This window comes from Desulfovibrio sp., from assembly GCA_016208105.1.
GTDB lineage: Bacteria > Desulfobacterota > Desulfovibrionia > Desulfovibrionales > Desulfovibrionaceae > Fundidesulfovibrio.
Map to the genome: position 1 here is coordinate 88,575 of JACQYS010000008.1, position 11,827 is coordinate 100,401.

Annotated in this window: 9 protein-coding genes; 3 read left to right on the top strand and 6 right to left on the bottom strand. The window is 60.9% G+C overall.

What is annotated here, in order from left to right:
- Positions 1-20: 20 nt before the first annotated feature.
- On the bottom strand, positions 21-785 hold the full coding sequence (locus tag HY795_03340; GenBank protein MBI4804248.1) for an alpha/beta fold hydrolase: 765 nt from the start codon (positions 783-785) through the stop codon (positions 21-23).
- Positions 786-1,205: 420 nt separating this feature from the next.
- Between HY795_03340 and HY795_03345 the strand changes: the two genes are divergently transcribed.
- The gene (locus HY795_03345; GenBank protein ID MBI4804249.1) at positions 1,206-2,342 is read left to right on the top strand and encodes a TOBE domain-containing protein; all 1,137 of its coding nucleotides are present in this window, start codon (positions 1,206-1,208) and stop codon (positions 2,340-2,342) included.
- A gap of 12 nt (positions 2,343-2,354) precedes the next feature.
- On the opposite strand, the gene HY795_03350 is transcribed toward HY795_03345, so the two are convergent.
- The 5 genes from HY795_03350 to HY795_03370 all read right to left on the bottom strand — a co-directional run bounded on the left by HY795_03350 (position 2,355) and on the right by HY795_03370 (position 10,003).
- Positions 2,355-5,846, bottom strand: a complete 3,492-nt coding sequence (locus HY795_03350; protein MBI4804250.1) for a hypothetical protein — start codon at positions 5,844-5,846, stop codon at positions 2,355-2,357.
- Between the two features lie 6 nt (positions 5,847-5,852).
- Positions 5,853-6,686: a DotU family type IV/VI secretion system protein gene (locus tag HY795_03355; protein MBI4804251.1), complete on the bottom strand. Its 834-nt coding sequence runs from the start codon at positions 6,684-6,686 to the stop codon at positions 5,853-5,855.
- The gene (gene tssK / locus HY795_03360; GenBank protein ID MBI4804252.1) at positions 6,687-8,078 is read right to left on the bottom strand and encodes a type VI secretion system baseplate subunit TssK; all 1,392 of its coding nucleotides are present in this window, start codon (positions 8,076-8,078) and stop codon (positions 6,687-6,689) included.
- Positions 8,075-8,650: a type VI secretion system lipoprotein TssJ gene (gene tssJ, locus HY795_03365; protein ID MBI4804253.1), complete on the bottom strand. Its 576-nt coding sequence runs from the start codon at positions 8,648-8,650 to the stop codon at positions 8,075-8,077. Before tssJ ends, tssK begins: the two co-directional genes overlap by 4 nt.
- 72 nt (positions 8,651-8,722) lie before the next feature.
- Positions 8,723-10,003: an SEL1-like repeat protein gene (locus tag HY795_03370; protein MBI4804254.1), complete on the bottom strand. Its 1,281-nt coding sequence runs from the start codon at positions 10,001-10,003 to the stop codon at positions 8,723-8,725.
- 113 nt (positions 10,004-10,116) lie between these two features.
- Here HY795_03370 and HY795_03375 point away from each other — a divergent pair, with 113 nt between their 5' ends.
- Positions 10,117-10,899: an AMIN domain-containing protein gene (locus HY795_03375; GenBank protein ID MBI4804255.1), complete on the top strand. Its 783-nt coding sequence runs from the start codon at positions 10,117-10,119 to the stop codon at positions 10,897-10,899.
- 277 nt (positions 10,900-11,176) lie between these two features.
- Positions 11,177-11,818, top strand: a complete 642-nt coding sequence (locus HY795_03380) for a DUF3540 domain-containing protein (protein ID MBI4804256.1) — start codon at positions 11,177-11,179, stop codon at positions 11,816-11,818.
- Positions 11,819-11,827 lie beyond the last annotated feature (9 nt).

The window sequence follows — 11,827 nt, forward strand, 5'->3', positions numbered from 1 at the left end:
GAATTCATCGATTGACTTCTTCAATGGTTCCGGGTTTGCCACGCCGGCTCCTGGCCGTTTTTTCTGACGGGATTACCATTCCCCATGTGCCGGACAATCGAATCCAACGTTTTGGCCAAACGACCGGGATTGGTAACCATTGGCAATGGCCCTGTGGCCAGTTCCAACACCCTCATGCCCGTAAGCGCCGCTCTGGCTGCCTGAGCCCCGACTGCCGGATCATCCAGGACAGTGGTGCGCAGATAGATGCACGGTTTTTCCCTGTCTCTTGTTCCATAAGGGTAAGGGGTGCCGAGGCATTGGCGAGGGAACGGCTGAAGCCGAACCGATAACCAGCGCGCCATCTCCCGGCATCTCACTCCAAAGGTCTCCACAGGAGGCGGAGCAACGAGCCACTCCGAGCCGTTCTGCCGCGCGCTCAACCTGCCGCCTCCCTTGCCGGATGCCTCAAGAAAAGTCGCCCCTCGCTCAGGGACCACTCCGTCAAGGTGCACCACTCCGGCAACCTTTCCGCCGTGCCTGTGGGCCACTGCCGAGGCGATCATTCCCCCATAGCCATGGCCCACAAGTATCGCCTGATCCAAATCCTCGTGAAAGAGCATCTGGGCCACGTCCTCCACATGCATGGCCAGGACGATCTCCGGACGTAGAAGGTGCGCGCGCTCTCCGCATCCCGTAAGGGTTGGCCGATGCACGTCATGCCCCAGCGCGCGCAAGGCCTTGGCTGTACGGCCCCAAATCCATCCGCCGGTGAACGCCCCGTGGATCAGAACGAAGACGGCCACCTCAGCTCGCTCCCCTGCCGCTGAAACCGGCAGTAACGCTGTGAACCAGACTTTTGCCGATCCGTGTGTGCGGCGCAGCCGGGCCTGGTTCGCTGAAACCGTTGTCCTTCACTCTCGGCGTGGTGTGTTTGAAACCGATCGCCTTCATTGTTGAACCTTGTTTGCAGGGCCTAGTATGAAGCCATTAAGCAAACACTCTGCCAACATGAAAAGAACCGCCACACCTGTGTTCCTCAAACAGAACATGAATATGCGGGCTACAAAACTGAACCACCCAGTACAATTTTGTCCATGCACCATCCCTACAATGTATTGCCACATGACATGAAAAAAACTATCTTAAAACTACAAATAATGATCACGGGAAATACAAAACAAGTGACAGCAATACAAAATCGTTAGAGTCGCCACCTTCACAGCATGAACACCCTGCCAACCGAAATCGAAGGGCTTTTGGCAAAGCTCGACCGCAGCCAACTTGCCTTCCTGGCGAATCGCGCCCTGGAGTTGGCCGGCGAGGCAAAGCCCTGCCCGGCTAAACTCTTCGTAACCGCCGAAGGTGTTAAGCACTTAAGCGACACCCAATTGGTCAGCCTGACCGAGGCGTTCCGCAACTGGCTGACGGCCGCCCGGCCAGCGAACAGACTTGCCAGGCAGCGTATGTGGTTCGTCTACCTCATGCTTCGGTTCACCGGCGCCAGGCTGGGAGAGGTGCTCACCCTGGACGGAGCCCAGGATATCCGCCTGCCCGAGGGCGTGGTCACGTTCAAGGGAGGGGGCGAGGGAGAAGGCAGAGAGGTCCTCCTGCCCCCGGAAGTTGCGGCCGAGCTGCACGCGTGCATTTCAGCCCAGGACAGCCGATCCGTCGCCAGAGAGCTCTTCAAGCTGGACCAGGGCTACGTTCGGCGCAAATTCCAGGAGCGCGCCAGGGATGCCGGACTTCCCCCGGATTTGGCCAACCCGAGAACGCTTCGGCACACCCGGGCGGTGGAGCTCTTGCGAGAGGGCGTTCCGCTGGTGGTTCTCCAGCGGCTCCTGGGGCACAGCTCCGCCGATCTTACGGCCGGGTATCTGAACTTCAGCCCGGCCGACGAGCAGCGCATCCTCAACTACCATATTCAACGGGAACTCATCATGAAGACCAGCGCCCGCAATCTCTTCATCGGCAAGGTGACGCACATCGCCGAGAACGGCCTCCTGGCCGAGGTGGACGTGACCACCGGAGGCGGGCTCACGGTCACGGCGCTCATCACTGAAAGAAGCTTGAAGAAGATGGGAATAACCGAGGGCGGGCAGGTGACCGCCCTGGTGAAAGCCCCGTTCGTGCTGGTGGATACCGGGGAAGACGCCCCCGCTGCATCGGCCAGCAACTGCTACCGCGCCGAAGTGAGCCAGGTTCTATGCGACGGGGTGGTCTGCGAGGTGGACATGACCCTGGCCGATAGTTCGTCAGCGGTTTCGGTGATAACCCAGTCCAGCGCCAAGAAGCTCGCCCTTGCAAAAGGGGACAAGGTCTGGTGCTACTTCAAGGCAATGTCCGTGATTCTGGTGGACTGATCATCGCCAGGGCTATCTCAAACACTCACAGATGGACTGCGGCAGGGCGGTGGGCGTAACCGACAAGAGCCGTATGACCGGCTGGTTGCCCTCGAACACCCAGTTCACCTGTATCCGTTTGACCCCCATGGAACCCAGCATGTCCCTCTGCCCCGGGAAGTCGTCCGGGGTATAGGTCTTGGAGCCGCCGTTGCGGAAATCTTTCAGGAACAGGGCGAAGCCGTTGGGGCCAGGGTAGGTCTTGGCCACCTGCATGTCGTTGAAGGTGACTGTGACCGTGGTGTCTCCGCAGCCGTCGGTCTTCCACTTGAACTGGGCGCTGTCCAAGAAGTTGTAGTTGTTGAGCGTCTGCTGCTGATTGCCGCAATTCAAGGTCAGCGTGGTCAGATAGGGCTTCTGGCGCGCCTCGGGATTCACCGTGGTGGGCACGGTTTTCACTATCACGTCATACTCGGGCAGGGCTTCCTGGGTTTCCTGTCCGCCCTCGTCAAGGAAGGTAAGGAAATTGCGATGTATGGGGAAGGCCACGTTCATCCAGGATTTTGCTGTCCACCCCCGGATTTCCTTGGTCACAAACGGCCGGGCAGGCCCGTTCACGAACTTCCAGACCAGTCCGTCCTTCTTGTCAAAGAGTCCGGCCCGGTACTTGTTCTGCGGCAACCCTTGTGCCTCTGCCAGGACCCGGCTGTCCCAAAGCCTCTGCAACTCGCAGGAGGCCAGTTCCGTCGAGTAGAGCACGAAGAAGGCCAGCGGCCCGCTGACCACCTGGCTGAACACATCAGCCGACGACCCAACCCCGATAAGGGCGTTCATGCCCATGAGAGCCGTTTCAGCCGTCTGCGACGAGGCCCTGGCCACCGGAGCGCCAGCAGCCGGCTGTGCGCTCTCTCCGGATTGGCCCATGGACGCCCCCACGAACTGGAAGGCCGTTTCTGGGCTGGCCACTGAAGGGATCATGTCCGTGAGCGCCTTCTGGTATTCCTGGAATTTTCCCGTTGCAGCCAGGAGGTTCTCGAACTGCTTGGCTTCCCTGGGGTCCACGTCACCCACTATGCGCTGTACGGCCACTTCGGCCTTTTCCTTGCTTTTTTCCAGAAGGGGCTCGTTCTTACTCTGGGCCCTGGCCTGCTCCATCACGATGTGGAACCGGAAGACCTCTGTGGCCCAGGCCGGAACTGGTCCGATCTTTTTTACAGCGTCGAGGTTCTTGGCCATGCTCTCAAGCATTGCGAAATAAGGGCTGGCGAAGGTGGGCATGCGCGCGGCCATCTTGCGCTTGTCCATGTCGTCCAGGAGGAAGCCGTAGCCCGTGTGGAAGCCCTGAGCGAAATGGCTCCAGGTGAGGAAGTACTGGTTGGCGTACCAGTTCCAGAAAGCGTCGATCTTGTTCTGGAAGGCCTTGGGGTTGTCCACGGCCTGGTCGAATTCCTTGATGAAGGAGTCGATGGCCTTCTTGCCTTCGGCCGTGAACCCGGCAGCCACGAAGGCGTCCTGCCCGGAAACCTGACCAGCCCCGCCCCAGAAGTCGTTCAAGGTGACGGGGTGCAGGTATGGCCTGGTGTTGGCCCAGTCCACCAGCCACTGCATCTGGCCGTCCTTCAGGGAGGCGAGTCTGGTGAGGCGCAGCTTGAAGTCGGCCAGGTGCTGGGCCATGGATTCGTTCCACGGCTCCCAATAAAGGTAGTCCAGATAGCAGTCGTTAAAAAACGGGGCCAGCTCGGGCACCAGTTTGGGATCCACCTGGGCCAGCACAGCGTCGGGATAAGCGGGGATCTTGCGCATCTCCGCAAGCGATGCCCCGCGCTGCTTGGCCTTCAGAAGCTCTATACGCCAGACCATGTGGCCGATGTAGAGACCGATGGCCGTTTCCGATGCCCGGTTGTCCAGCGAATCCACGGAGGCGCGCATGGACGTGTCCAGGGGGGTGAGAATCTGCTCCTTGAAGAGTTTGGCGAAGCCGAGCTTCACCCGCTCTTCCCCGGTCAGGCTCTGGGTAAGGCCCATGCGAGGCAGGAGCCAGTCCTGATTCACGGTTTCCATGTGGATGATCTGGCGGCGGAACTGGTCGATGGAGAGAAGCTTCTGGTCCATGCCGCCGCTTAGGACCGGCAGGGTCGGAAACTCCGCGGAGATGACCCGCAGGGCCCGTTCGTTGTGGGTATACGAAAGGGTGAAAAGCCCGGACACGCAGAACATGATGAAGAGCCAGGCCATCACTCCGGCGAAACGGGTCTTGGAGCGCCAGCGCAAGAATTCCAGCATGGGCGCGAAGAGGTTGCGGTCCGCGGGCAAAAACCGGGAGAAGACGTCGTGGAGAAAGGCCCCGCGCTCCGTGGCCGCCCGCTCCGAGAGCTGGGCCGCCACGTCTGTCAGGTCCTCGTCCATGACATGTGCCGGGCCTTCCTGGCGGGCGCTTGCGAAAAAGACGCCCCTGAAAAGAGGAGTTTCCAGGTAGGGGTTCTCCGCGAACAGGGACCCCACGAACACCTTGAGTTTTTCCCCAAGCAGCGTGAGTTCGTCGGGCAGCATGAGGTAGGCCGGATCCATGGAAGCCGGGTCGCAGGGGAGAATGAGCCTCAAGTCCTTGAGCCTGGAGGTGACCAGAGCCAGGCCTTCCTCCAGTGCGTTGGCCGCAGGGCGCAGGGTGTTGTTGTTGACCGCGCCCATGGCCTGAAGCAGTTCGTCGTCGGGCAGCTGGTCGATCAGGCCGTTCATGCCAAGGATCTGGTCCATCTTGGTGACCATGAGATACACCGGGAACTTTGCGCCGATCACCCGCATCAACTCGTTCACTCTGCGGCGCATGCCCTTGGCGTACTCGACGAGCACCTCATCCGAGGCGTCAACGGCCTTGTCCGCGGAGATGGTCAGCATCAGGCCATTGAGAGGCTCCTTGCGCCGGTGCTTGACCAAAAGAGCCAGGAAGCGCTCCCACTCTTCGCGGTCCCGGGCTTCGTCCTGGGGGATGGCGTAACGGCCCGCGGTATCGATGATGACCGCCTCGTCCGCGAACCAGAAATCCACGTTTCTGGTGGGAGTCGGCTGGCGGTCCTGGCCGACGTCTGTGAGGATCGAAGCCAGCTTGGCCCGGCGCAACGCCAGGGACTTGCCCGAGCCTGTTTCGCCCATGACCATGTACCAGGGCTTCACGTAGACCGGGTCGCCGTACTGTCGGAGCTGCGAACCGCGAAGTATTTCGACTGCCTTGGCGAAGCGGTCCTCCACGTCGCGCAGACGCCGCGACTGCTCGCCCTGGCTGGCAGAGATGGAGGCCGTGTCCTCCTCCACCACTTTCTTAACGAATTGGCGTTCCCTGCGCCTGAACCACCAGCGTTTGAAAAATATCGTGCCGATAATGAGCCCGGCCACACCCAGGCCGATGGCCGCGGCAGCCCAGGTGGGCCAGCCCCGCCACTGAGCCAGGTACCAGGCGCCAACGCCGATGGCCGCGAACAGAAGAAGCCACAAAAAGATCTTGAGAACGATGACGAGGATGTTCTTCATGGTGCTTTACGGACCGCCCATGAAGCCGCGCAAGGCTCCAGACAGAAGGAAGCTGTATGCGAAAAAGAGCACCGCCACCGCAAGGACGGGCAGGCCCACGACCACCATGTCCACCCAGTCCATGCCGCGCCAGAATCTGCGCCGACCCCGGGTGTCGGATCCGTCCTGGCCATAAAGCCCGGGAAAGAGCCTGGCCGCCGGATCGCGCCCGTACTTGGCCACGTTTCCAAGAGCCGCGGCCACCACTTTCTGGCGAAGGGACTTAAGAACCGCCTGGTCATCGGGGTGAAAATACTTTCCGGTAAAGCCGAGCATCAGGGTGAGCCCAAAGACCTCGAGCACGCCCTTCAACCCGATACCAACTCCGTCTTCTGAAGGAGGAGGCGCGAACGGGGCCTGGGTTTTGGGAAGGGGGCAGCTTCCTTCCTCCCGCACATCCTCGTCCCCGAAGGAAAGCTCCTCCACCGTGGCCTTCTCCCCCGGAACCGAGAAGTTGAAATCCTTGTCCATCCTGGCCAGCAGGGCCTCAAGGCGGTCGAAATACTCATCGCCAGCGTTGACCGTGCTGTACACGGTGCGCTGCAAGGGCTGATGCAGCCACAGGCTTTTTCCGCCCCACTGCGACCCGAGGATCATCTCGTCCATCCAGGCGCACACGGCGAAGCGGGCGTCCTGGAACTCGGACGCGGCCACGCCCAGGGTCTTGGCCATACGCCCGGACGAATTCAGAAGTTCCTCCACCTTGGCCCGGGCCGCTTCGTATTCGGGAAAGGACTGCGGTTTGCGCACCACGTCCAGGACGAAGGTGAGGGCGGGCGTGAAGCAATCCGCCAATCGCACCTATTTGCCCCTCAGCACGGCCAAGTGGGCGCTCAAGTCCTCCGGCGGGCTGTCCCAGAACATCGACAGAGACTTGTTGCGGACCACATCGAGCCAGAGCGGGTTGGTGGTGTCCAACAGGAAGTAATGGGTGCCGGAGCGTTTGGGGAGTCCGGCCGGGGGATTCTTGGAATAGGTGAGCGGCACGCCGGGCACGGCCTTGACCAAGAGCGTGGCCATGAGCGGCGAGGCGCAGAGCTTCACCGTGGCCAGGACTGTCTGGGGCACGGACTCGGGGGTCTGGTCGGTGCGAATAATGAGCCAGAAGCGGTTGGTGGGCGTGAGCACGCGCTCTGGAATCTCGGCCACGTAATAACTGTCCTTCTTCTGGAACACGGCCAGGAGTTCGATTGACGTGCCGATCCCCTCGATCATCCGTTCGATAAGCTTGCGGGCAGCCGTGAAGCAGGCTGTCAAATCATCGTGGTTGTAGCTGGGAACGAGCTTTTCGCCGTCGAAGCGCTCGCCGGTGGCCCCGAAATCATCCGCAAAGGTGGAGAGCTCGCCCAAAAACTGCCGGTAGGTTCCGTAGACGTCCCAGGGGTGGACGGCCAATGTTTCAACCTGGTGCAAGAAAAGCGGTGCGTAGCGGTTGAGCGTCATCAGGGCCATCAGAAAGACCATGTACCCCGGGTCGAATTCCTTGGAAGTAAGCTCCCCGCGCATCTTGTAGTCCTCCAGCGCGCGGGCGCGGGATGCCACCAGGTCGGAGACGTCTTTGACCAGCTTTTCGAGGGCGGGGCTCGAGCCTATGGTCAGGCAAGGGGGGATGAACTCCTCGTCGAAGCGGATTTTCTCCGCCTCGCGTACCACGCGGGCAACCGGGATGAGCAGGTAATCACCCAGAACGGGCAGCTCATGCTCGAAATACACGGCAACGGCGAACTGCATGGTCTTCACCTGGGCCGGCGGCCCATTGCCGTGCAGATCGGGCAGGGAATCCGCGTCGGCCTTGGTGATGAATGTGGTGGAAGGCTGGCCCGTGACCGCCAGTTCCGGCATCACGGTCACGTTGCCGCCTTGCAGGTTCACCTTCTTTATGCCCAGATACACGGTGACCGGCTTGTCCGATTCCAGGGCCGCTTCGTCCAAGGAACGGGTGCCCACCACCGCGTTGCCGGGGTAGCTGACGCACGCGCCCTCGGTGAACATGGCCTCCAGGCGAGTGACCTCGATCTTCTTGGCCGCCAGGGCGTCTTCGCGCAGTTCCAGTGCTCCGATTCCCCGGAAATAGCGCAGGGAGTACTTGTTCTGCGTGGTGAATTTGTAGTGCTGGTGCCAGTCCACCAGTTGAAAATGCTGGGGCGTAAGAAAAAGGCCCTGATGCCAGTAAAGCGGCGATTGCGCGCTCACGAGCCGTCCCCCATGGTCTGTATGCCGGTTTTGCCGAGCAGTATCTTCTTGGAAAGCTTGCCCGGCTCATAGGTGGTTTCCTTCCACCAAAGCGAGCCCGAAGTGCTGGAGCTGACCGGAATTTCATAAACACGGGTGGCAGACCCAAGGTTCAGGTCGTAGTAACCGCAGGCGATAGCCACGAACTTGGCCTTCTCGTTGCGATCCACTGTGATCGCTTCGTTGCGGCCGGGCTGCACGATCACGCGCTGCGAACTGACCACGCTGGCGTCGAAATTCGCACATTCAAGGAGTTTGGAGATGCCTGGAGCGGTGGCGGCCAGCTGCTGGAAGGCCGTGGGTGCCTGAAGCTGATAGACGCAGACAACAAGGGTATGGGCCGCGCCCTCGTACTCGTTGAGGAAGGGGTCTGAGATGAAGGTCAGTTCCAGAGCCTTGGGCGCGAAAGCCCAGTTCATGGTCTGGGGGCTGTAGGATGGATTGGTGTACTGAGACGGCGGAGCGGTCTTTCCGCCTCCGCAACCCGACGCCGCGAACGCCACCAGCGCCGCCAGTAACAACACCTTCCGCATCGAATCCTCCATGTTAGCTGAAGCAATGTTCGGCCGGGGCCAAAATGTCAAGGAGCGTTGGCAGCCGCCCTCCTATCTTTTCACGCTCCAGCCCTTGGCCATCTTCTCGGCCTGGGCCTTCTGCTTGTCTGTCAGTTTCCCGGCCGCGAATTCCAGATTGCGCTTAGCCCCGGCGTTGCCCTGCCAGGCTGCCAGCGTCAGCCACATGTACCCAGCCACCGGGTTTTTCTTCACTCCCAGCCCGTCGAAATACCGGACCCCCAGGTCGTTCTGGGCGTCCGCGTCGCCCTGATCGGCAGCCTTCAAAAGCCATTTGGCCGCCTCGGCCTGATTCTGCTTCACGCCCTGGCCCTTGGCGTACAGAACGCCCAAGGTGTACTGGCCCTCGGCACTGCCCTTCTGGGCGGCCTGGGAATACCAGCGCAGGGCCTGCGCAGGGCTTTGAGCCACGCCGTGACCTTTTTCATACCACAGCCCCAGAGTGAGCTGGGCCTGCACATCTCCCTGGCTGGCCGCCTTCTCAAGCCAGTTGGCCGCCTGGGCCGGATCGTGATGGACGCCATGCCCCTTGTCGTACTTCACGGCCAGATTGAACTGGGCGTCCGGGTCGCCCTGTTCCGCGGCCTTCTGGTACCAGCGGGCCGCCTCCTGGGGGTTGGCGTGCACGCCTTGGCCTTTGTCGAAAAGCACGCCCATCTGGAACTGGGCCGGAGCGAAACCGGCATTGGCCGCCATCTGCAACCACTTGGAGGCCTCCTGCACATTGGCCGGAACCCCTCTTCCAGTGAGAAGCATTAACCCAAGCTGGTATTGCGATTTGAAGTCGCCCTGTTCGGCAGCCTTGCGGTACCAATGCTCGGCCTGGGCCAGGGTGCCGCCGGACACCTTGCCCTTGGCGATGAGTTCGGCCAGTGCGAACTGGGCCGGCATCTCCCCGAGTTCCGCCGAACGCTTGAAGGCCGCGTCAGCCTCGCCAGGTGTGCCGGCGATCTTTGAATTCTGGTTGAGAAGCACCGCCAGATGATAGAGGGCCCTGGGGTTGTCCTGGCGGCCAGCCAGCCGGTACCATTTGGCCGCCTCGGCCGGATTCTTGGGAACGCTCATCCCGAATTCGTAGAGAAGCCCCAAATGGTACTGAGCTGAGGAGTCCCCGGCCTCGGCCAGGGGCTTCAGTTCTTTCAGGGCATTGGCGTGATCCCCGCGGTTGTAAATGGCCTCCGCGCTTTCGGCGTGGACCGTACCGGCCGGGGCCAAAAGGCAGGTCAAAAGCAGAAGCCAATGTGCCGGTTGTAAGCAGGGCATTGCCGCCACCTGATGCATTGTGGTGTTCAAACGCTGTAAGCTGTACTTCATGATGCAAATTCCTTCAATACCCGCTTGAAGCTTTTCCTCTCTCAGGCTAGAGGACTGTTGCGCATGTGTATGGCCCCGGTTTGGACTGGGGCGCGGCGCCAAGGAATTCGCACATGTTCGAGACCAAGGCCGCAGGATACTCCCGAAGCTTTTATCTCGCCGCCGTACTGACGTGGACGGCGGGTGTCGCTCTTCTGTTCATCACTGCCGTCTGGGGTGGTTTTTACGGCATGATGGACGCCATGATGAGCGCCCGGGAGGCCAAACATCTGGAGCAAAGCCTCCCTGGGGCATCACATCAAGGGCAGACTGCAACCACGCCCGTGGCCCCGAACCCCTTCGAACAGCCTGCGGCTCATCTGTCACCGACCGGATGGGCTGTTTCGGAAACCGAAAAAGGGCTGCAACACCTTGAGCTACGACTCGAAAAACTGATCCAGAACGATTTCAGCTTGGACAAACCGGCTCCCCCGCCACTTTCCAACATTGCTGTCGGCGAGGTGCGTCAGGAGATCAAAAAACCGGAACCCGCGCGCCAACATTCCGGCCCTCCTCTCATGCAGGGCGAGCTGGGGGTGGTCAAGACCGTGAAGTACGAACCCGGTGACGGCCGTTTCATGATGACCCTGCAGACCAGCGCCATGCCCGAAAAAGTAAGCTTCTTTTACCTGGACAACCCCCGGCGTCTGGCGGTCAATCTTCAGGGCGCCTGGCGCAACATGGCCCCCAGGAGCACCGATTTCGCCACAGGCCCGATCTCCAAGGCAGCGGTTGGTGAGCATCCCGACTACGTGCGCGTGACGCTCCATTTCCGGGACCCCAAAGCCCCAAAGCCCGCTGACCCGGCCATCACCAAGTTGAAAGACGGACTTGGTGTAAGCTTGACCACGAAATAGCATCCCGTTTCCTCCGCTCCTCTCACGGCGAGACCTTCGCCATTCGTCTCCTTTTCCCCTGGCAACGCTTCGGAAAATCAGATAGAGTTGGATTAATCCGTTTTGCTGTTGGGGAACGGACATGACCCATCACGAAACCCTGCGATGGAATTTGAGGTTTCGCCCTTGTCCAGAACAGTTCCTGTATCGTATACACACCACACCATCTTGGCGGGTTGAACGTAATGCCGCGCAGCCATTCCAACCAGCCTCCAAGCCTTCCTCCAGGAGTACCCGCATGCAAAAGCCCAAACACATAGCCGCACCAGCCCCCTCGTTGGAGTACGGACGTGTGAAAGCGGCAACCCCCGGCCGCATCGAGGTGGAGACTTCCTTCGGCACGGTTTCGGCCGCCAGGGCCGTCAGCTGCCTGGTGGAACCCGCTGCAGGCGACAAGGTGCTCTTAAGCGTGGACATGGCCGGGGAGGCCTACGTTCTCTCCGTTCTCGCGAGCGCGTCACCAGTGGCTCTGGCCATTGACGGCGACGTACGGCTGGCGGTTCGAAGCGGTAGTTTCACGGTAGTTGCGGACAAGGACCTCACCCTCTCCTGTCCTGGCGAGCTCACGGCCGCGTCCGGCGGGATATCCGTGCACGCATCCACTGGCAACGCGGTCATCGAGCGCATGAGCTTCATGGGCCAAGCGCTGAAAACCCAGTTCAAACGCGTGCGCAGCGTGGCCCAGAGCATGGACCAGGTGTTCAGGCGCTTCACCATGCGCGCTCAGGAGTCCAGCCGGTACGTCAAGGAACACGACGAGGTGCAGGCGGGATCCCAGCGCGTCCTGGTGGAGGACCTCTGCGCCCTGCACGCCAAGAACCACTCCGTGATGGCCGAGGAACAGGTGGTGATAAACGCCGAACAGATACACATGGGCTAACGAGAAGGG